Source organism: Acinetobacter sp. Z1 (assembly GCF_024296945.1).
Lineage (GTDB): Bacteria > Pseudomonadota > Gammaproteobacteria > Pseudomonadales > Moraxellaceae > Acinetobacter > Acinetobacter beijerinckii.
The window spans coordinates 1,796,485-1,817,426 of sequence record NZ_CP101115.1; the positions used below are offsets into that span (position 1 = coordinate 1,796,485).

Sequence of the window (20,942 nt, forward strand, 5' to 3'; positions counted from 1 at the left end):
GCTCAATTTTGCTAATGAAAAAACTAACGATACAGGCTTTACTTGATCAAAATTGGTTAGATATAGCTGAACTTACATTATTAGAACCTAAACTAGGCTCAGCGAGCATTAGTGAATTGGCGTACGAATTAGAATACGCAATTCACAATTTGGATAAAAGAGATGAGAATGCGTGTAGTTTATCACTACCAGTACAAATACTTATAAAGCATGAAGCAAGTTCATGGTTTGGTTTTTTAGATGATATTGTTCCTTCAGGCGCAGCACGCCGTTATTGGGTCAATTTTTTAGGCTTACAACGATTAAACCATGCCGAACAGGATAGTATTTTATTAGAAAAAGGTGGAATTGCACCCGTAGGAAACTTGCGAGTTAAAGAAGCACTTCCGCCTATAAATCCTGAATCTACTTTGCATTTACGCTATTTCAGCCAAGCAGATGTTGCTGATCGAAATGTTGATTTCCTTGAATATGCGCAGCAAATGGGCGCCATTAGTGGTGGTGCTACAGGGGCAGGCGGTGAAGCTCCAAAGTTACTGATTCGTTCGACAAAAGATCAAAATATTTGGATTGATACTTATCAACAAAATTTTGATCAACCTGATCAACATTATTTAGTTAAATTCCCTAGAAATAATCGTGCTGAAATCGACTGTAATATTCTCAGGGCAGAATATTATTTTTATCAGGAGTTAAATGAATTAGGTTTCAATACAATTGAAACAACAGAAATGAAGCTGATAGAAGGTGAAAAATATCCATCATTATGGCTGCCAAGATTTGATGTTGAATGGCACAATCAACAATGGCATCGGCACGGGCTTGAATCTGTTTATTCTGTATTAAATAAAGCTTCAGGTAGTTATCTTAACCACTTTGAAGTGATTAAAAATCTTTGTGATTTACTAACACTTATTGATTCAGAGTTTGATTCAGCACAATTCATTTGTGAATGGTTACAAAGAGACTTATTGAATATTATTTTTGGTAATTCTGATAATCACGGACGAAATACCTCATTTCTAAAAAAATCTGGGAAAATTTCGCTTGCACCAATTTATGATTTTGCGCCAATGAAAGCAGATCCAGAGGTCGTAACAAGATCAACGACGTGGGGAAGTCCTTATGAGGAAGGCGGAGAATATCGTTGGGTTAAAATTACCCAAAAACTTGCACATTTATGCGATCCCAATTTATCTCTAACTACATTGAAATCTTTGGCAAGTAACCTTGTTGGACTAAAACAAAGGTTAATTGATAAAGGTGTGCCAAAACAGATTATTGAGATGCCAGCACTTTCATTCAACTATGTTGAAGCTAAATTAGAAAGATGGGAATTATTATGAATATGAACAATCCGACTCAAGATCGTCAACAAGTTCTTATTGATCTCTATATGCAATACCTATTCAATGAAATTACCTTGGGGCAATTATTGGCATATTTACGGAAAAACATACTTGGTCTGTCTCAGGAACAATATGCAAACTTGGTCGGCGTTAGTCGGCGGACATTAACTGATATTGAGCAAGACAAAGGCAAACTCACTCAATCTGTCTTAGATAAGGTATTTAAACCACTAGGATTGAAAGCAGGTCTTGTACCGACACATGAGCATATAGTGAGAAAAATTATTAAAGATTGAATACAGATCAGAAAATGGGAAAATAGCTACGATTTTTGTTTGGCTTTTTGGCGTAAGACATACAAATATAGGCTTTCTATTTTTTCACGTGCCCATGGTGTGGTACGTAGGAATCGCAATGATGATTTAACACTTGGATCTATGCAAAAACATCTAATTTCAATTTTACGACTTAAGCCTTCAAACCCACCGTAGTAATCCAATAACTCATCCAAAATGTCAGCAAGTTTTTTACCGTGTAAAGGGTCATGGGAAGTGTTCATAATAGATCAACCATATTCTTGGAGGCCATTATTATAACCTGAGCTAGTTGAAATAGGTCAGCACCACAAGGCTTATGCATCAAAGCCATGATTGCATAAGCCTATCGAGTAGCGATCTGATTTCTGCATAACTTATATTATGTTACTTGGAAATACTCAGCAACGTGAATCTCTACGATCATAATTCACGTTGCTGAGCTGTGGCAACAAACGGTATTGTGTAGGCCACAGTCTTGGATATTTTATTTAACATAATAGGATATTATGCGATTTCAGTGACTTACAGCTTTACATTGCATATGTATAGTATTTTTCTTTTCTTGCTTCCTGATTCTTTTTTAAAGAACTGTCTTCCGTCTTCGCTCATCATGTATTCATAACACTGGTTTAATGCTTTCTCTTTTTCTTCTTGCTTTATGTTTTTGAATTCTTTAGATATATTTGCTAAAACTCGCTCGTAGTCCTTTGTTAATATAATTTCAAATTTTATATATTTCTCTTGTTCAGCAAGGGCATAGGTGCATGTTATTGCTAACAATACACCCATAATAAATCCTTTCATTATTCATCCTTTCCTAAGAATTTTTTTCGATATTCAAGCACTTCATCCTCTGTTAAATCTTTTAGATGGTGGTATATCAGTGCGTTCAAAATATCTACATTTTGAATCTCAAGCCTAAGCTTATATTTGATTTCCCATTTTGCAGTTTCAATCTCATCTGCAAGTTTGTCTTGAATACGAATTTGCACTGAAGCCATTGTTTTTCACCATCGTGTCACTGATTTTCTATTATACTAACTGTTGCAATGACACGCTGTGTCATGGTAACTTTGTGCATATATTGTGTCTCTGTGTCAATGCACCATGATTAATTATAAAGACCGACAAGAATTCATACAGGCTGCTTTTGAAGAGGTGGCAAGAATCGTTTCAGAGCATGGAAATGCCTGTGTCGAAGCATGTGTTCCTGCAATCCCTACAGAACGTTGTTTAGAGCAATTAGCTGTTGTTGCTTCTGACTGGTCGTATGACTACACAAAGATCGATGCTTATTTAGATACTTATAAAAAATGGAATGCAGAAATATCAGAATATTTAGAGGGTGAGTGCTAATGAATCAAGAACATATCAACAAACTAATAGATTCATTAGAACAACGTGTTTCTAAATTTGAAAACAAGTCTCCAGTTTCCCAGTCACTTTTAGTTGATGATTACAATCGCATGAATCGCTTTGTTAAGTCTTATTTCGAATTAGATTTAATTACCCAAGAGGTTCGTCAAAGTTATTTAGATCGTGTTGAGACAGCATACAAACACTACACTTTAAAACCTGATCAAAAATTAGCCAAAAACAAAGAAAACACAACAGGAAGCTCAAAAAAATCAGATCGAGTAACCCCCATTTATAATATGGGGGTAACGGTAGTGGATGAGACCACAGACACAAGCACACTTGCCGATATTCGCCTTCAAACCGATCAATTTACATTTCCTCGTAAATTAGACAATTCTCAAATTATCGTCACTGAACGTGGTTCAGTTCCAATTATCCATTCTGTTCCTTGTGATCGTGAAGGCTTTGCTTCTATAGACTGGGTCTCTATTGGTATCGGTCAAGAAACGCTTGGAGATGAATATTATTCTGTTGATCCTGATGAAGCTGAAAGCATTCTTACATATGCAATTGAGACTTTTTTAGACCAACATTTATATGAAATCTTTGGCTTTGGTTTAGGTCTTAAACGTGATAAGGGCATGCACCGCCATAAATATGGTTATGTACTTCAAAATGATTTCGGTCTTGTCCTTTATGGCACCATGTCAAAGAGAATTACAATACAAATTAATGGCACTGGCTGTGCAAATGCTCGAAAAGGTTGGGAAAAACGCCTACATGAGTTCTTAAATTATACCGCTCGTCGTCCTAAGATCACCCGTGTTGACCTTGCCCATGATGACTTTGATGGTCAATTCCTGAATGTTGATGTTGCAAACCAATGGGACAATATATATGGCTTTTGGTGTGGCGGTCGTGATCCCGAAGTTCAGCATTTTGGCTCATGGAAAAGAATAAACGGAAAGGGTAGAACGCTTTCTATCGGCAACCGTACCAGTGGGAAATATTGTCGTATCTATGAAAAAGGAAAAAAAGAGGGCAATCCTCTCTCGCTCTGGACTAGAGCTGAAGTCGAATTTAAATCTAATGACCGCTATATCCCGTTTGACGTTTTACTTCGTCCTTCCCGTTATTTTCTTGGTGCTTACCCTTGCTTTGAGTGGCTTTATGTCCAGCTAGGCAATGATTTTATTACTCCTGAAAAAACCGAAGTTATTAAAAAACAATCAGAAATTAGTTGGAACAAAGCTTTAGAAATTACCAAAGTTCAATTTGGTAAATACATACGTCAATTCGCAAAGTTCTATGATCCTGTTGAATTAATTAAGGTTTTATCATCTGACAAAGATGAAGTTCCAAAACGTCTCAAATTTTCTTCAGTAGCTGTACTTCAGTCAATTCATTTAAACAAACCGATTCAAACACAATCTGAGGAATTGCCATTACTCGTGGGTGTTCCTTTGCTTAATTACACAACATATCAGGAGTTTATCCATGCAATTTAATACTCAACTCGTTGTCCTTGGTGCTAAATCAAGTAAGGGTGAATATAACGGTCGTCCTTTCAACTCAACCACTGTTTTTTACCAAGCTCAGTTACAAGAGGGTGAAAACTTCGCTGGGCAAGTAGGTTCCGAATACAAGTGGGGCACTTCTGACAATTTTGAAAAGATCAAAAATCAAAAGTTCCCTTTCATGGCTGATTGCACACTTGAGCAAGTGTCAAACGGCAAGACCACAGTAACCATTTTGAAAGAACTTAAACCAGTTCCACAACCAGCTAAATGACATGGCGTAGGTCAGCATATGGCTATCAAACGCTGACATATAACAGAAGTGTTGGGGCATTAAATAAAAACAGGCTTGAAAGTTTAAATCAGTATTTAGAGGAATATATGCAGCATTTGCAGACTTTAAATACTGATCAACACGACAAGATAAACGACATAAAACAACTTATTTGGGTCATACAAAATGAACATCGATGTTTTAGATGAAGATGGTGCAAGTAATATTTCGCACCCACAATTATTTGGAAAGCCAAAACCAAAACCGAATTAACAGGATTTTAAAATGACACTCGCTGTATGGTTTTTATTCTTTTATGGATTATTACGCTTGTGTATCGACCTATTTACTTTAATCAAAAGGATTAAAAATGGAAGGTTTATACGTCTGTCAATTGATCGATGAAACAACCAATCAATGCATGCATTGGGTGCCATTTTCACTTATTCCGTATCTTACGGATGAAGCACGAGATACGCTTCTTTTAATCTGTATCTCATCTTTTATGTTAATCATGATCGTTAGGTTTATCACACGCTTAATGACAAAAGGAGAATAGTTATGAAAAATGAAAAACAAGTCGAACTTGACTTAATCAACCGCCGAAATCTCATGCTTGGTGCTGGTGTTATCACTACTGCATTAGGTGCTTCATCAACTCACGCTGCAATTACTCCTGCACAGCTTGAAGCTAAATATGCTGATTCAGGTGCTGAAGAAACTGGCGATTCTGCTGGTCTTATTATCATCGGTCTAGCTATTGCTGCAATGATTGTTGGATTTATTATTCGCGTTGTTCGTAAAGGCTAATTCAAAGAGGGCTGTTATATGGATGATTCACTAATTAACTGGTTTATCTTTTTTATAACCGCTCTCACTCTTTATAAAATTCTTGTTGATTAAATATTTAAAGGATTTGAATATGAGATTTTTTAAATATTTAGTTTTAATATTTTTATTTAATATTACAAGTGCATATGCTGGTTTCAGCGCTGGTAACGATACATGTTTTGATACTGCACAAAAAGCATGTAATTACATATTAGATAATTCGAAAGACCCTTCTGAGCATTCAGTAACAGCTTCTAACAACGTTTGTCATTTTAAAAATAAATCTGGTCAGTGGTATAGACAAACAACTCTTGCTTCTTGTCAGCTCGCTTCTTGTCCAACATACGTCAATACACCTGAATTCAATGCTCCTGGTTGGCGAAATTGGTCTCTAGAGGTTCAAGATGATTATTTAAATAAGCAACCTAAAGTCTGTTACAAGGGTTGTCGCTCTACTGGTCAGCATCCGCAGATTAATGGAAATGATGGCAATGACATGATTACACTGGGTTATGGTCCATTTGAAAAAGATTCATCTTGTCCCAATACGGATACACCGCCTACGGCTCCCTTACCACCTGAAATGCCAGACGATCCAACTTGTGGAAGATTCTGTGAAAAACCGCCTACTGGTTGTCCTCCCGGCTATTTGACTGGTTCTTTTAACAATAAGCAGATTTGTTATAAAAGCTCGCCTAACACGCCAAACCCTAACGATCCAAATAACAATCCCCCAGAAGAGCCAGAGCAACCGCAACAACCAAACGCATGTAGTGCAGCCAATTGCCCAAAGCCTGACGCTGACAAGGATTGTCCTACTGGTTATTACCCAAGTACCCATAATGGTGAAGCGATCTGTATTAGAAATAATCCGAATCCAAACCAGCCAAACCCGAATGATCCAAACAACAATGTTCCGCCATCCTCAGAACCTGTTGGCACTGGTGATCCTGACGCAAAAGGGATTATAGATTCGATAAAAGCATTGCGTGATTCATTGCTCGGAGCAATCGACTCTCTATCAAGAAAGTTAACAGCCTTAACTGATGGTCAAAAAACAACAAATGAACATCTAAAAAACATCAAAGAACAATCAACAAAATCAAATGAACATCTAAAAAAAATCGAAGATGGTACGGCTGCTGCAAGCGAATCGCTTGGCGACATTAAAGACTATCTAACAGATGAAAGTGGGGCTGCAATTTCAAGTGTCGCTTTGACTACAGAGGGAATATCTGTAGGTCAAATCGACTACAACATTTTTAAAGTAAACGCTCAATGCCCAGTTTCACCGAATCTGCTCGTCACGCTTTCACACACATCAAAATCATTCGGCATCGAATACAGCCAGCTATGCGACATTCTTCAATATATGGGCTATTTGATTGGTCTTGTTGGTCTTTTACACGCTGGTCAAATATTAGTGAGGGATTCTTAATGTGGGGTGTTTTAGCAAATTTATTAACAACGCTTTTAGGCTCAGCCATTGGACGAATGCTCACTGGTGCTGGTTTAACACTCGCTACATATGTCGGGCTTTCTACTGTCATAGGTCAATTACAAACCCAATTATCAACCAATCTGAACTCAATCCCGTCCGAATATTTGGGGCTAATCGGCATTCTCAAATTTGATTTTTACTGTAGTGCGCTGTTTTCAGCTTTCACCATTGCCGCAACTTCAAAGGCAATGAAAACATTTATCAAAACAAAGTAGCGCTTGCGTTAAATGGAGGCGGAGGATTGATGACGACAACGACATGTACGCTAGCGCTAGCTTGTGAGGGTAATGAATTATGCAGTATCTAGTATCTGCTCCTCCAAGAACGGGTAAATCGCTTTATCTAGTCAATCTCATTGATAAGCTATCAAAGCAACAACCTGATCGATTGATTGTGACAAATATCATCGGGATGAACTATCCTGGTGTGATCTCGATGACATCCACAATCAATAAACCTGCTGACTGGCGTGATTGGCCGAACGGCACAATATTCATCTATGACGAATGTCACGAGCATCCAGCGTTCTCCAGTGAAGATTTACTTAAAGATTTATGGATTGACGAAAAGCCATATGATGAACGCATAACAAAAATCAATGCGCGTACTGACATTAATTCCCTAGAAAAGAAAAACTTAATAGATTCAGTCAATAAAGAGCGCAAAATGGCTTTGGTTAAGAAAAAAGAGGGTATTTATGATATTGCTCGTTCTTTGACGCTACACGCTCACTTTGGCTTTGATATTTACTTGATCACACAAGACGTTACACGAGTAAATGCAACCACTCTTGCTGCTACTGGTCGTCACTATGTCCTAAGACGCTTATTTGGCTGGGACATGATGTTCATCTATGAATATTATGAAGTACAAAAGTATTTTGCTGGTTCAACTCGAAAAAATGCAATTTCAATAAAACTATGGTTTTACAAGAAAAATCTCTATAAATACTATATTTCAAGTGAAGAACATAACGTCCCTAAAACAATCCCTTGGATGCTTGTTTTTATGCTCTTATTGCTTGCTGGTGTCGCATATACCGCCTATACAAAATGGCAAAACGGAAAATTTGGTAATAAAGAAAAATCTTCTACAGAAGCATCAAATCAATCAAGTACACAGCAACCACAACCAGTATGGCAAAAAGATGAATTTGGCATCGATGTTAAATACACTCCATCCGGTGCTGCTATTTATCGAACTCAGGCTGATATGCAACGTGCTTCTGAATTAAAAGCAACAAAGAATCAACAAGCAAACATTTATGGGCAATCTTCTAATTCACTTGGTCAAAATGCCTATCAAAATGAACAACAACAAATATTTGAATATGACGTTCGTAAGCCCTATGAAACCAATTATGCAGTTTCTTACCAAGTTGTAGAAAAGCCACGTCTAGCAGGTTGCATGATTTTTAAAAACACTTGTTCTTGCTACACACAACAGGCAACTAAAATAGATATGACTCAAACTGATTGTAAGCGTTATATGAGCGGTGATAAGCCATTTGATTACTTCACCCAGCAACAAGAACAAAGACAGCCACAACAGGCTCCTACGCAATCACAGGTTCAAAATCAGCAATCAGTAAATCAATTTGATGCTGAATATTTTGCCAAGATGCATGAAGCGAAAAAACAAGGTTTAATTTGAGGGTCACCCTATGACTGAGATTCAAAAATCCGTATTTAAGATTACAGCTACATTTCTATTCATTCTATTGGCTTCGCCAGCAATATTTAAAATATTGGGTCTGCTTTTGGATTGTGTTGTTTATCTCTTTAATCTTTACGTTCAATATATAGATTTGTACTTTAAGAACGTTGAAGCGTCTATTGCTATAGCTTCTGGCATACTTAGTTTTCTATTCATTGTTCTTTTATCTATATTTTTTACCTTTTTTGTCAAACATTAAGGGGTTAAATATGCAATTTTTAAATGACAAGTTTGATAGTTTTTCTTTTTATACTGGGTGCTTTGTTGGTCTTTTGAGTCCTAGTTTTATATATTGTTCTTTAGCATTCTTTGATCTGTTGTTAACTATTTGGAAGGTCTGAAAATCATCACCATGATGATTTTGAATGATTGGCATTTTATTACAATCGATTGTCTTGCTGCAGATCTTCTCTGGCTTTTCCCTGGTTTTAATTAATTTATATAATTCAACAACATGCATTTTTGTTATAAAAAATAGGATTGGCATAATATGACACACCCAAGCGATTATTATTGGCTCGAAAAAAAAGCTGAATATCTTGTCTGTATGTATAGGCGTACTTGTGACATTCTATTAACTCAACAGGATATGCAAGACCTGAGACAATTAAAAAAACACCATCAAATTTTTATGTCTGCTTTTAACGATTCACTAAATCAATATTTCTACCATGAATCAGATAAACGCAAAGCTCGTGCACTCATAACAAGAAAACTAGCAATAATTTACTTTGAGAAGCATTCTCTATTTACCCATATCAAGCACTACTTTAAAAATTTATTCAGGCGCTAAGTTCCAACACAGCTATGCTGTGTCATATATGCGCTCACAAAGCGCATATATCGATCTAAACAGAATCACTATCCAAAACCATAGAAAAAACCGCACGTCTGTGCGGCTAAAGCTGGCTGTCTAGCCAGCGTCACAAATGAAATTTAACCATCTCGTTTTCTGATTACAAACAAAAAAGAATATTTGATCTTGTACGGTCTAAACAGAGCTTTTGGAGTATTCCGAAAGCGAACTGACATACAGAATTACAATGATAATATGCGGTTAAAGGTAGGAGAGTAACAAGGCTTTCTAGACAGTGTATCAGTTATGAAGGTGTCCTGATTTTGCATAATATTTGTTATGTTACATGAAGTACATTTGATTAAATTTAATTAATTGATTCAAGTAATTAGATTTAATCAAATGCAGCTCGCACACTCAGTAGTGAATAGCGAGCTGTTCATTTGGAATACTTCATTTAACATAATAGGATATTATGCGATTTCAGTGACTTACAGCTTTACATTGCATATGTATAGTATTTTTCTTTTCTTGCTTCCTGATTCTTTTTTAAAGAACTGTCTTCCGTCTTCGCTCATCATGTATTCATAACACTGGTTTAATGCTTTCTCTTTTTCTTCTTGCTTTATGTTTTTGAATTCTTTAGATATATTTGCTAAAACTCGCTCGTAGTCCTTTGTTAATATAATTTCAAATTTTATATATTTCTCTTGTTCAGCAAGGGCATAGGTGCATGTTATTGCTAACAATACACCCATAATAAATCCTTTCATTATTCATCCTTTCCTAAGAATTTTTTTCGATATTCAAGCACTTCATCCTCTGTTAAATCTTTTAGATGGTGGTATATCAGTGCGTTCAAAATATCTACATTTTGAATCTCAAGCCTAAGCTTATATTTGATTTCCCATTTTGCAGTTTCAATCTCATCTGCAAGTTTGTCTTGAATACGAATTTGCACTGAAGCCATTGTTTTTCACCATCGTGTCACTGATTTTCTATTATACTAACTGTTGCAATGACACGCTGTGTCATGGTAACTTTGTGCATATATTGTGTCTCTGTGTCAATGCACCATGATTAATTATAAAGACCGACAAGAATTCATACAGGCTGCTTTTGAAGAGGTGGCAAGAATCGTTTCAGAGCATGGAAATGCCTGTGTCGAAGCATGTGTTCCTGCAATCCCTACAGAACGTTGTTTAGAGCAATTAGCTGTTGTTGCTTCTGACTGGTCGTATGACTACACAAAGATCGATGCTTATTTAGATACTTATAAAAAATGGAATGCAGAAATATCAGAATATTTAGAGGGTGAGTGCTAATGAATCAAGAACATATCAACAAACTAATAGATTCATTAGAACAACGTGTTTCTAAATTTGAAAACAAGTCTCCAGTTTCCCAGTCACTTTTAGTTGATGATTACAATCGCATGAATCGCTTTGTTAAGTCTTATTTCGAATTAGATTTAATTACCCAAGAGGTTCGTCAAAGTTATTTAGATCGTGTTGAGACAGCATACAAACACTACACTTTAAAACCTGATCAAAAATTAGCCAAAAACAAAGAAAACACAACAGGAAGCTCAAAAAAATCAGATCGAGTAACCCCCATTTATAATATGCGGTTAAAGGTAGGAGAGTAACAAGGCTTTCTAGACAGTGTATCAGTTATGAAGGTGTCCTGATTTTGCATAATATTTGTTATGTTACATGAAGTACATTTGATTAAATTTAATTAATTGATTCAAGTAATTAGATTTAATCAAATGCAGCTCGCACACTCAGTAGTGAATAGCGAGCTGTTCATTTGGAATACTTCATTTAACATAATATACATTATACGAAATAATGTCTTTGTAAGACATTGATAGTAAATGCTTTTACTTATAACATCTCTGAGTGTTTCTATACGCTTTCGGCGTGTAGCTAGTCCACTTTTTAAATGCTCTTGAGAAATGTGATACATCTGCATAACCTAAAAGGTTTGATATTTCTTGGATAGATAATATATTTTGCTTCAATAACTTCTCGGCTTTATCTTTACGAGTTTCGCTTAATATTATCTGGAATGTTGTACCTTCAATTGCTAAATGACGTTGTAATGTTCTCTCAGAAATTTTCAGTTGATCAGCTATTTGATTTAAAGTTGAAAGTTTCTGATCATCATTTACCAACAAGCCTTTAACCAAAGTCTTTAAGTTTCTGTCTAATTGCCTTTTTTTTGGAACATATTTCTGACTATATTTTTCACATTGCCGTTTAGCTAATCGTGATACCAAAGCATCAGCAGTTTTTAAAGGTAAAGATAAATACTCTTTCCTAAAGACTAAACGGTTAAAATCAGCATTAAATTCTACTTTCATTTCGGGCAATGGATTATTTTCTATGAAGAATAATGATTTATCTTGCTGAAATTCAAAACAAATATCTAATTTTTGTTCAGCTAAACTTTCAAGAATTTGAGCAAAACCAATAACTAAAAATGTAATACCATAAATATTAAGATTAAAATTTTCTAATGGCTGATTAAAGTAAAGGTATGCAAAATCACCTTCTACTTTTAATTCGGGTTGGAATGTGGAACAATTTAATTTTATAAACTCTTCCAACACATTGATTGCTGAACCTAAATTTTCAGAAGCTGAAGCAGCTATCCCAATATGGCCGTAACAAGTCACTTTCATTAGTTTCGCCATATGGATACTAAGAGCTGGTTCTTGAGTCATTACAATAGCTTTATTAAGTAAGTTATTGAAAGTATTAAAATCTATATACCAAAATGGTGCTTCTAAATTCTTTAAAGATATATTGAATTCGTTCAGCAAATCATCAGTTTTAAAGTTCTTTTGTTTTAGGACTTCTACTAATAAGTTTACATAACTTCCAGGCAATTCAGGATTCATTTTATACCTTTAAATAGCAAGAATGGCGTGAAATGGTAAAGACTGGCGGTTCATGGACTATGTCATGTTTCTGATTTAAGGCATAGTATTTTGATGAAAAAATATTTAGATTAAGGTTATTGAATGATGAATATACTCATTGTACATGCGCACCCTGAAAATCAGTCTTTTACCACATCTCTAAAAAATCTTGCTGATGAGGTTTTAAATAAAAAAGGATATTCAGTTGAAATTTCAGACCTTTATGAAATGAATTTCAATCCTGTAGCATCTAAGCAGGATTTTCAAATTGTGGAAAATCCTGAATATTTTAATTATGCATTAGAACAACGAAATGCAGTAAAAAAAGATAGTCTATCTCCAGACATCAAGATTGAAATTGATAAGGTGCAACGAGCAGATTTAATAATTTTTACATTTCCTTTGTACTGGACCTCAGTCCCAGCAATTTTAAAAGGATGGATTGACCGAGTATTTGTATCTGGAATTTTTTATGGTGGAAAACGCTTTTATAACCATGGTGGCATGACTGGAAAAAAAGCCATGCTATGTTTTACTTTGGGTGGTCGCGAACATATGTTTGGCGATCAATCTGTACATGGATCAATTGAACAATATATTTCTTCTATTCAACGCGGATCATTGGCCTATACAGGCTTTGATGTTCTACCACCATTTATTGCTTATCATGTACCTTATATTTCTCATGAAGATAGACAAAAAATTCTCACAAATTTTGAGTCATATTTGGAAAACTTAGAAAATCTTAAACCCTTAGAGTTTCCAAAGTTAGAAAACTTTGATGACAAAATGAATCCATTGAACTGAATTAAAAAACTGCTACTTAGTACCCCACACTAAATAGCAGTTTTATCTGATGCTTTTTAATTTTTATGTTGCAATCTATAACACTCATCAAGTGCAAGTTCATAATAAGCTAAACCATCTTGCGCAGCCAAGAAAGCTTTTCTTTGTAAAATTGGATCTTTATCGCATAATCTTTTGATTAATTCCATCGCCTCATATGGATGTAAATCATCGTAATGTGCGTGTGCTCTTAACCATGCGAGAGATCTTTTATTGATATTTACATCTGGGTGTTGAGTATAAGTTTGAATACCTTTGTAAACTTGTATTGTCCAATCACCTGTTGCCCATTCTATAGCTAGATTGGTAGCTGCGATACTTTCAGCCAGCCCACCTCTAAAATTAACGTCCCATAAAAAATGATTAACCGCATTCATGGCTGCTGGTGGGCGTACATTATTTAACATCTCAATTGTTAAACCAAACCCTCCTGCCCAATCCTGATACCAATTTAAATGTCTTTCCTCAACTTTAATATTTTGAATTAACCAATCTCTCGTCTCTGTTACCCCATCAAGCGAAAAATTGGTTGCCTTTGCTAAAGCTCCAGCCATATATGACGGAAAATGAGCAACTAAAGGATAGAAGTTTAAGAGTGCTGATCGAAAACATTCAAGGCTTAAACTTCCATTCGCCATATCTACAAATAAGGGATGTTGACTCACACGTTCTTTTGCTGGTAACAGTTCATCCCAGAACCTTTGTGACCATTCTGAATGATGTGTAATTTCTAGTTTTGTTCCATATTGATTCATAGCAGTCATTGCGATGCTTCCTATTTCGTATGACTTAGTCCAATCACAATCCGTGATTGCTGCTTTTTTATTAATTGTATCTTAATATAGCAGATATACAATCGTTGTTGTTTAAATTGTAACAGTTTTTGTATTGGCGTGATTTTAGTATGATTAATCAATAATTTATTTAATAAACTGCTTCTTTAAGGACCTAAGAATATGATAGATTATTAATAACACATAGTGACTAAGATAAAAAAATTAATAATTTTTTATTATCCAATACACATTTTATTTAAATCAGTGTAACGTAGTTAAAAAATAATCCCTTTTTTACATTTATAAAAACATTGGGAGTGGTGAGAGATAAGATGAAGTTGAAAGCTTCCAATATTTTGGGACAAGAACAAATCGACTTGCTAATTTCTCGCGGACTAAATTTAGTTTGGTTTCCTAAAGAATTAGAAGCGATTTATCGAGATCAATACAGAAATGAAGCTGCATATGAGTTTCGTTATCGTGCCCCTATCATTTTAGCATTATATTTATACTTAAGTTTTGGTACATATCAGGCTTTGCCAACAGAAATGCGCCTTGAATGGATTACGTATTATGGTTGGGTTGGAATTATTATTGTTTTTGCTTGGTTGCTAGCATTCGTACCATTTATGAATAAATGGTTTGATCATTATGTTTGTTTCGGATCAACGGGAGCTGTAGCACTCACTTTTACCTTGATTAACGTCTTAGAACAAGGTCAAAGTAATGTGCTATTTCATGCAGCAATGATGTATGCGGTCATTATTATCTATGGATTTGTCGGTATGAGGTTTTATACTGCAATTCTTGCAGGATGGTGTGGTGGCGTGATTGGTGTTGCTGCGAGCACATGGTTAAATGGTTCTATTGACTGGACTTTTTTAAATAGAACATACACATTTAGTAGTTTTTTAGGGATGGCACTAGCCTACGCTACGGATCGTCAACATCGTGAAAACTACTTACAAAACTGTATGATTGAGCTTAATCGATTAGAGCTGATGCGTCAGGCACAGCAACTTTCTATTCTTTCTCAACAAGATGCTTTGACTGGTTTAGCTAATCGAAGATATCTTGATGAAGTTCTTGAAAATGAATGGAAAAGAGCAATTCGCCATGAAGTACCTATTACGATTATGATGATTGATATTGATTTCTTTAAATCCTATAACGATACTTTAGGACATATACAAGGTGACCAGTGTTTAAGGAGAATTGCGATTCTTTTGGGTTCTATTTCATCTCGTAGTGGTGATTTAGCAGCGCGTTATGGTGGTGAAGAGTTTTTACTATTATTTTCGATGACTGATAAAGATCAAGCGCTTATTCAAGTGCAACGCCTAATGGAGCTAGTGAGAAATATAGGAATAATTCATCCTAAAAGTAATGTTTCAAAGCACGTTACTATTAGCGTTGGTGTTGCTACTACTGTACCTCATTTAAATGGCAGTCTTTCTGAGTTTATTTCTCAAGCTGATCATGCACTATATGTAGCGAAAAGTAATGGTAGGAATCAATATCACTTAGCATCAACAAATAATATTATTTCTGAAGCACTTTAGATTTTATATTATTATTTAACTAAAATTAAAATATAGTTTAATTTAAAGTAAAAAATAATTTAGCCACATTTATCAAACGTTATAAATGTGGCTAATAGTTTAGATTAGAATTATTCAATCGGTAGGAACGGAGAAATTACATCTGCATTCTGTGCACGATTTCTTAAAAAGTGATCCATTAAAACAATAGCTAACATTGCTTCAGCAATCGGTGTAGCACGTACACCAACACAAGGATCATGACGACCTTTGGTTAATACATCTGTATTTTCACGATCAATTGTGATGGTTTTACCTGGTGTGGTAATACTAGCTGTTGGTTTTAACGCAATAGCTACACGAATGGTTTGACCACTTGAAATACCACCAAGTATGCCACCAGCGTGATTAGCAAGGAAACCATCTGTCGTAAGTTCATCACGAGTTTCATGCCCAAACTGCCCAGCTACAGCAAAACCATCTCCGATCTCAACACCTTTAACTGCATTAATACTCATCATGGCATGAGCAATATCTGCATCTAATCGATCAAATACAGGTTCACCCCAACCTACTGGTACTTTTTCAGCAACGATTTCAAGTTTTGCACCGCAACTTGTTCCTTGCTCACGTAACGCTGTGACCAATTGTTCAAAACGAGGAACTGCATCTACATCACCACAGAAAAAAGGATTATTGGGTACTTCTGCCCAATCTAATTTTTCTGCAACTTCATTACCAATTTGTGTGACATGCCCGCGAATATCAATACCAAATTTTTCAGCAAGATACTTTTTAGCAATTGCACCTGCCGCGACACGCATTGCTGTTTCACGTGCGCTTGAACGACCACCGCCCCGATAATCGCGGAAACCATATTTTTGAGTATAAGTATAATCAGCATGACCAGGACGGAATGTTTGAGCAATATTACCGTAATCCTTAGATTTTTGATCTGTATTACGAATCAATAAACCAATCGATGTGCCAGTAGTTTTGCCTTCAAAAACCCCAGAAATAATTTCAACTTGATCAGGCTCTTTACGTTGCGTTGCAAACTTAGAGGTTCCGGGCTTACGGCGATCCAAATCTTTTTGCAAATCTGCTTCGCAAAGTTCAAGTCCAGGTGGCACTCCATCAACAATTGCCATCAAGCCAGCACCATGTGATTCACCACATGTCGTCACACGAAATAACTGACCAATACTATTTCCTGCCATTTTCTATCCTATCTTTTATTCATCGAAACTGTGGTGCATCTCTTCAAGCATTAATTCATAGACATTCCCTAAAACATCATCATTACATTGCTGACGATAACTCAGGACAATATATTCAATCAGATTTTTATGATCGGAGAATATATAAAGACTATGAATCAATGACTCCGCGGCATCAGGATCAAACTCTCCATATCCAAGATATACAAGGAGTTGATCAAATTGCTGAGAAATTTCCTGCTTAAAAACTTCCGAATTAATTGCATCAATTCCACTCTGATTCCATTTGTTTTTTAACTGAATGAAACCATCTTTAAACTGCTGAATTTTAGTTTGATCTAAATCAGGGTTATCCGCGAATAGAATTTCTGCAATCGACATGGCATATCTCTTTAGCTCTATGCGATAGACTGCTGAAAGACGTCTTTATAGCGGCGGCATTGTTCAGCAGTTAAAGCAAAAATACCAGAACCGCCTTTTTGGAAAGTGAGCCAATGAAAATCAACGGTATTGAAGTTTTGGCGCATTGCCCATTCTGAATTACCGACTTCGATGACGATTAAACCATCTTCTGCTAGGTAATCAGCAGCTTGCGCTAACATTTTACGAACCAAATCCAAACCATCTTGACCCGCAGCAAGTGCAAGTTCAGGCTCGTGTAAGAATTCTTCTGGTAAATCAGCCATATCCTCAGCGTCTACATATGGAGGATTACTCACGATCAAGTCATACTGATTTTCAGCAGGAATTTTTGCAAACAAATCAGATTCAAGCAATGCAACTTGATATTGCTTATCGTGATGTTCGGCATTAATTGACGCAACTTCCAAAGCTTCCTTTGAAATATCCGTTGCATCCACTTCAGAATCTGGGAATGCATATGCTAAAGCGATTGCAATACATCCAGAACCAGTGCACATATCTAAAATACGCTGTGGCGTTTTAGGATTAGTGTTTTCAGGTAAGTTATTAAATGCTTCTAACATTTGACCATTTTCATTTAAGCAATATGGTGCAAATCGTTGTTCAATCAATTCAGCGATCGGTGAACGCGGAATAAGTACGCGCTCATCTACATAGTAAGGTTTATTACAGAAATAAGCCAAATTCAATAAATATGAGGTTGGAATACGATCGTTAATGCGACGTTCTAATAAACTTAAAAATTCTGCTTTTTCAGTTGGCAATAATTTCGCATCTAAGATTTCTGCATCAGCTTTCCATTCTAAAGAAAGTGTTTGCAAAACCAGTGCTGAGCTTTCAGCGAAATAATCTTCAGTACCTTGACCTAAGTGTGCGTCATATTGACGAAGTGCGGTTACACCAAAACGAATAAAATCTCGAATGGTTACTAAATTTTCAGCCGCTTCTTGTAAATGTTCAGGGCTGATTGTAGGTCGCTCCACTTAGGCGTCTCCAAAAGTGCTAATTGCAAAACGCTTTATTCTAACGGGATTAGCGTCTATTTAACAGAAAAAAAACCGCCTCTATACAGAAGCGGTCATTATTTTGATATTTCAATATCTACGAGTCAGAGTCCTAATTTATCAGCCACATAATCAGCATCTTTATCACCACGACCAGATAAATTTACGACGATCTTAATATTTTTATCCATTTTAGGCGCTTCGCGTAATGCCCAAGCAACTGCATGCGAACTTTCTAAAGCAGGTACAATTCCCTCTACACGTGAAAGTGTCATAAATGCATCTAGACATTCTTGGTCAGTAGCAGTTTCATACTGAACACGACCAAGTTCTTTCAGATAACTATGTTGAGGTCCTACACCAGGATAATCCAACCCAGAAGCAATCGAATGTACAGGAAGTGGCTCACCATTTTCATCCTCAAGTACATAACACGCCATCCCATGAATTTGACCGGGTTTGCCTAAAGTTAATGTTGCTGAATGTTTATCTGTATCTAAACCATGCCCTGCAGGTTCAACCCCAACCAATTTAACTTCTGGCATATTTAAAAATGCTGTAAAAGCACCAATTGCATTTGATCCACCACCAACACAAGCCACAACATAGTCAGGATTTTTTCCGAATCGTTCATTGGTTTGAACTTTAATTTCATTACCAATAATAGACTGGAAGTCACGTACCATTTTAGGAAATGGATGAGGCCCAACCACAGAACCAATCGCATAAATATAGTTTTTAGGATCTTTTAAATATTCTTCAAAAGCGCTATCAACCGCATCTTTTAAAGTTGCTGTCCCTTGAGTAACAGAAACCAATTTCGCACCCAAAATTTTCATCTTGACCACATTTGGATGTTCTTTTTCAATATCTACTTGTCCCATGTGAATTTCACAAGGGATACCCACCAATGCGCATGCAGTTGCTAAAGCAACGCCATGTTGCCCTGCTCCTGTTTCTGCAATCACTTTGCTTTTGCCCATATACTTAGCCAGCAAAGCCTCACCCAAACAGTGATTGATTTTATGTGCGCCTGTGTGATTTAAATCTTCACGTTTCAAATAAATCTGCGCACCACCTAACTGATCAGATAGACGTCTCGCATGAAATAAAGGGCTTGGACGCCCTACATAATGCTTAAACAGATCATTGAGTTCATTTTGAAATTCAAGTGTATGACGAATTTCTTCGTAAGCTTGATTAATTTCATCCATTGCTTCTTTTAAATGTGGGGGAATAAATTGCCCGCCAAAATCGCCAAAGAAACCAGCTTCATTCGGTAAAGCAATCCCATTGATTTGATGTTCCATTATTATTCCTATTCTTATTCACTTTTAAGTTAAGTGTTAGCGTGATAAATAGCGAGTCATGTCCTCAATACCTTTTAAAGTCATTGGATACATATGATTTTCAAAAATATCTTTAATCCAGTTAATTGTCTGTGTGTAATGCCAGTAGCCTTCGGTTTCAGGATTTAGCCAAGCCGTTTTATCGAAATGTTGACGGATTCGTCTTAACCACACTTCTCCAGCTTCATCATTCATGTATTCTACCGAACCGCCCGCTGACTTGAGTTCGTAGGGTGCCATACTGGCATCACCAACAATGATGACACGATAGTCACGACCATAGGTATGCAATAAATCCCATGTATTCATACGTGTCGAACTACGACGGTGGTTATCTTTCCACACATAGTCATACAGACAGTTATGGAAATAGAAGTACTCTAATGTCTTAAATTCTGACTTGGCAGCACTAAACAGTTTCTCACATTCAGCAATATAAGCATCCATGGAGCCACCAACATCAAACAGCATTAACACTTTGATACGGTTACGGCGCTCAGGTACAAGTTGCACGTCCAAAATACCCTGTTTTGCTGTTTCTCGAATAGTACCGTCAACATCAAGCTCTTCAGCCGCGCCTTGACGCGCAAACTTACGTAAACGGCGTAATGCGATTTGCATCTGACGCGTTCCCAAAACTTGATCATCATCAAGATTTTGATATTTGCGTTGTTCCCACACTTTTACAGCTGAACGTTTGCGTCCCGGACCACCTATACGAACACCTTCAGGATGATCACCAAAAGCACCAAAAGGTGAAGTTCCGCCAGTACCAACCATTCGGTTACCACCCTGATGTTTTTTATGTTGTTCACGTAACCGTTCTTCCAACATTTTCATCAGTTCTTCCAAAGAACCAGCTTTTTGTAGCTCAGCGCGTTGCTCTGGCGTCAGATGTTTTTCTAACAGTTCAAGGTCAAACCATTCTTTAGGTAACTTATGAACTTGTTTAAGTAATTCATCTAAATCAAAAGTTTCTATGCCATCAAAGTAATCTTTCATAGCACGATCGAACTTATCAAAGAAACGTTCATCTTTGACTAAAACGGTTTTAGCCAACTGATAGAATTCTTCCTGATCTGCAAATACGAGACCTGACGCAACTGCTTGATTGAGATCAATCAATTCACGTGTCGTAACAGGTACACCATATTTACGTAAAGTGTAAAACAATCGCACAAACATGGTTTTACA

Annotated in this window: 25 protein-coding genes; 13 read left to right on the forward strand and 12 right to left on the reverse strand. The window is 36.3% G+C overall.

Annotated elements, in window-relative coordinates; translation table 11 throughout:
- Positions 1-14 precede the first annotated feature (14 nt).
- Together NGC85_RS08335 and NGC85_RS08340 are read left to right on the forward strand one after the other, a co-directional pair.
- Positions 15-1,346 carry a type II toxin-antitoxin system HipA family toxin gene (locus tag NGC85_RS08335; RefSeq protein ID WP_254730127.1) on the forward strand — a complete coding sequence of 444 codons (1,332 nt, stop codon included), beginning with the start codon at positions 15-17 and terminating at the stop codon, positions 1,344-1,346.
- Entirely contained in the window at positions 1,343-1,645 is a 303-nt protein-coding gene (locus NGC85_RS08340) for a helix-turn-helix domain-containing protein (RefSeq protein WP_254730130.1), read from the forward strand. The genes NGC85_RS08335 and NGC85_RS08340 overlap by 4 nt, the downstream gene beginning before the upstream one ends.
- 26 nt (positions 1,646-1,671) lie before the next feature.
- Here the strand turns inward: NGC85_RS08340 and NGC85_RS08345 are convergent, their stop codons facing one another.
- From NGC85_RS08345 to NGC85_RS08355, 3 genes are all read right to left on the reverse strand, one after another.
- Positions 1,672-1,908 carry a VF530 family DNA-binding protein gene (locus NGC85_RS08345; RefSeq protein ID WP_254730133.1) on the reverse strand — a complete coding sequence of 79 codons (237 nt, stop codon included), beginning with the start codon at positions 1,906-1,908 and terminating at the stop codon, positions 1,672-1,674.
- A 280-nt stretch (positions 1,909-2,188) separates the two neighbouring features.
- Positions 2,189-2,470 carry a hypothetical protein gene (locus NGC85_RS08350; protein WP_254730136.1) on the reverse strand — a complete coding sequence of 94 codons (282 nt, stop codon included), beginning with the start codon at positions 2,468-2,470 and terminating at the stop codon, positions 2,189-2,191.
- On the reverse strand, positions 2,470-2,667 hold the full coding sequence (locus NGC85_RS08355; RefSeq protein WP_070075884.1) for a hypothetical protein: 198 nt from the start codon (positions 2,665-2,667) through the stop codon (positions 2,470-2,472). The genes NGC85_RS08350 and NGC85_RS08355 overlap by 1 nt, the downstream gene beginning before the upstream one ends.
- Before the next feature lie 106 nt (positions 2,668-2,773).
- Here NGC85_RS08355 and NGC85_RS08360 point away from each other — a divergent pair, with 106 nt between their 5' ends.
- The 7 genes from NGC85_RS08360 to NGC85_RS08390 all read left to right on the forward strand — a co-directional run bounded on the left by NGC85_RS08360 (position 2,774) and on the right by NGC85_RS08390 (position 8,801).
- Entirely contained in the window at positions 2,774-3,022 is a 249-nt protein-coding gene (locus NGC85_RS08360; protein WP_254730139.1) for a hypothetical protein, read from the forward strand.
- On the forward strand, positions 3,022-4,533 hold the full coding sequence (locus NGC85_RS08365; RefSeq protein WP_254730142.1) for a replication initiation factor domain-containing protein: 1,512 nt from the start codon (positions 3,022-3,024) through the stop codon (positions 4,531-4,533). Before NGC85_RS08360 ends, NGC85_RS08365 begins: the two co-directional genes overlap by 1 nt.
- Positions 4,523-4,816: a hypothetical protein gene (locus NGC85_RS08370; RefSeq protein WP_254730145.1), complete on the forward strand. Its 294-nt coding sequence runs from the start codon at positions 4,523-4,525 to the stop codon at positions 4,814-4,816. Before NGC85_RS08365 ends, NGC85_RS08370 begins: the two co-directional genes overlap by 11 nt.
- 561 nt (positions 4,817-5,377) lie before the next feature.
- A complete protein-coding gene (locus NGC85_RS08375) occupies positions 5,378-5,626 on the forward strand; it encodes a hypothetical protein (RefSeq protein WP_254730148.1) in 249 nt (82 codons plus the stop codon).
- Positions 5,627-5,738: 112 nt separating this feature from the next.
- On the forward strand, positions 5,739-7,085 hold the full coding sequence (locus tag NGC85_RS08380) for a hypothetical protein (protein WP_254730151.1): 1,347 nt from the start codon (positions 5,739-5,741) through the stop codon (positions 7,083-7,085).
- Entirely contained in the window at positions 7,085-7,363 is a 279-nt protein-coding gene (locus NGC85_RS08385) for a DUF2523 domain-containing protein (RefSeq protein WP_254730154.1), read from the forward strand. Before NGC85_RS08380 ends, NGC85_RS08385 begins: the two co-directional genes overlap by 1 nt.
- Positions 7,364-7,442: 79 nt before the next feature.
- Positions 7,443-8,801 (forward strand): zonular occludens toxin domain-containing protein, encoded by a 1,359-nt coding sequence (locus tag NGC85_RS08390; protein WP_254730156.1) that lies wholly within the window; start codon positions 7,443-7,445, stop codon positions 8,799-8,801.
- A 1,350-nt stretch (positions 8,802-10,151) separates the two neighbouring features.
- Here NGC85_RS08390 and NGC85_RS08395 read toward each other — a convergent pair.
- Both NGC85_RS08395 and NGC85_RS08400 read right to left on the reverse strand, forming a co-directional pair.
- The gene (locus NGC85_RS08395) at positions 10,152-10,433 is read right to left on the reverse strand and encodes a hypothetical protein (protein ID WP_254730136.1); all 282 of its coding nucleotides are present in this window, start codon (positions 10,431-10,433) and stop codon (positions 10,152-10,154) included.
- Positions 10,433-10,630 carry a hypothetical protein gene (locus NGC85_RS08400; RefSeq protein ID WP_070075884.1) on the reverse strand — a complete coding sequence of 66 codons (198 nt, stop codon included), beginning with the start codon at positions 10,628-10,630 and terminating at the stop codon, positions 10,433-10,435. The genes NGC85_RS08395 and NGC85_RS08400 overlap by 1 nt, the downstream gene beginning before the upstream one ends.
- Positions 10,631-10,736: 106 nt before the next feature.
- On the opposite strand from NGC85_RS08400, the gene NGC85_RS08405 reads away from it, so the two are divergent.
- Together NGC85_RS08405 and NGC85_RS08410 are read left to right on the forward strand one after the other, a co-directional pair.
- Positions 10,737-10,985 (forward strand): hypothetical protein, encoded by a 249-nt coding sequence (locus tag NGC85_RS08405; RefSeq protein ID WP_254730139.1) that lies wholly within the window; start codon positions 10,737-10,739, stop codon positions 10,983-10,985.
- A complete protein-coding gene (locus tag NGC85_RS08410) occupies positions 10,985-11,308 on the forward strand; it encodes a hypothetical protein (RefSeq protein ID WP_254730158.1) in 324 nt (107 codons plus the stop codon). The genes NGC85_RS08405 and NGC85_RS08410 overlap by 1 nt, the downstream gene beginning before the upstream one ends.
- Positions 11,309-11,545: 237 nt before the next feature.
- Here the strand turns inward: NGC85_RS08410 and NGC85_RS08415 are convergent, their stop codons facing one another.
- Complete coding sequence (locus NGC85_RS08415) at positions 11,546-12,568, reverse strand: AraC family transcriptional regulator (protein ID WP_005058953.1); 1,023 nt, start codon at positions 12,566-12,568, stop codon at positions 11,546-11,548.
- 126 nt (positions 12,569-12,694) lie between these two features.
- On the opposite strand from NGC85_RS08415, the gene NGC85_RS08420 reads away from it, so the two are divergent.
- Positions 12,695-13,396: an NAD(P)H-dependent oxidoreductase gene (locus tag NGC85_RS08420; RefSeq protein ID WP_005058952.1), complete on the forward strand. Its 702-nt coding sequence runs from the start codon at positions 12,695-12,697 to the stop codon at positions 13,394-13,396.
- A 56-nt stretch (positions 13,397-13,452) separates the two neighbouring features.
- Here the strand turns inward: NGC85_RS08420 and NGC85_RS08425 are convergent, their stop codons facing one another.
- Positions 13,453-14,199: a TenA family transcriptional regulator gene (locus NGC85_RS08425; RefSeq protein WP_005058950.1), complete on the reverse strand. Its 747-nt coding sequence runs from the start codon at positions 14,197-14,199 to the stop codon at positions 13,453-13,455.
- A gap of 344 nt (positions 14,200-14,543) precedes the next feature.
- Here NGC85_RS08425 and NGC85_RS08430 point away from each other — a divergent pair, with 344 nt between their 5' ends.
- The gene (locus tag NGC85_RS08430) at positions 14,544-15,773 is read left to right on the forward strand and encodes a GGDEF domain-containing protein (RefSeq protein WP_254730161.1); all 1,230 of its coding nucleotides are present in this window, start codon (positions 14,544-14,546) and stop codon (positions 15,771-15,773) included.
- Positions 15,774-15,883: 110 nt separating this feature from the next.
- Here NGC85_RS08430 and aroC read toward each other — a convergent pair whose 3' ends face one another.
- The 5 genes from aroC to NGC85_RS08455 all read right to left on the reverse strand — a co-directional run bounded on the left by aroC (position 15,884) and on the right by NGC85_RS08455 (position 20,933).
- Positions 15,884-16,972, reverse strand: coding sequence for a chorismate synthase (gene aroC, locus NGC85_RS08435; RefSeq protein WP_005058948.1), 1,089 nt, complete (start codon positions 16,970-16,972; stop codon positions 15,884-15,886).
- Positions 16,973-16,987: 15 nt separating this feature from the next.
- The gene (locus tag NGC85_RS08440) at positions 16,988-17,353 is read right to left on the reverse strand and encodes a hypothetical protein (RefSeq protein ID WP_254730164.1); all 366 of its coding nucleotides are present in this window, start codon (positions 17,351-17,353) and stop codon (positions 16,988-16,990) included.
- 17 nt (positions 17,354-17,370) lie between these two features.
- Positions 17,371-18,378, reverse strand: a complete 1,008-nt coding sequence (gene prmB, locus NGC85_RS08445) for a 50S ribosomal protein L3 N(5)-glutamine methyltransferase (protein ID WP_254730167.1) — start codon at positions 18,376-18,378, stop codon at positions 17,371-17,373.
- A 125-nt stretch (positions 18,379-18,503) separates the two neighbouring features.
- A complete protein-coding gene (gene trpB / locus NGC85_RS08450) occupies positions 18,504-19,709 on the reverse strand; it encodes a tryptophan synthase subunit beta (RefSeq protein ID WP_254730170.1) in 1,206 nt (401 codons plus the stop codon).
- Positions 19,710-19,745: 36 nt separating this feature from the next.
- Positions 19,746-20,933: a VWA domain-containing protein gene (locus tag NGC85_RS08455; RefSeq protein ID WP_169110281.1), complete on the reverse strand. Its 1,188-nt coding sequence runs from the start codon at positions 20,931-20,933 to the stop codon at positions 19,746-19,748.
- Positions 20,934-20,942: the final 9 nt, after the last annotated feature.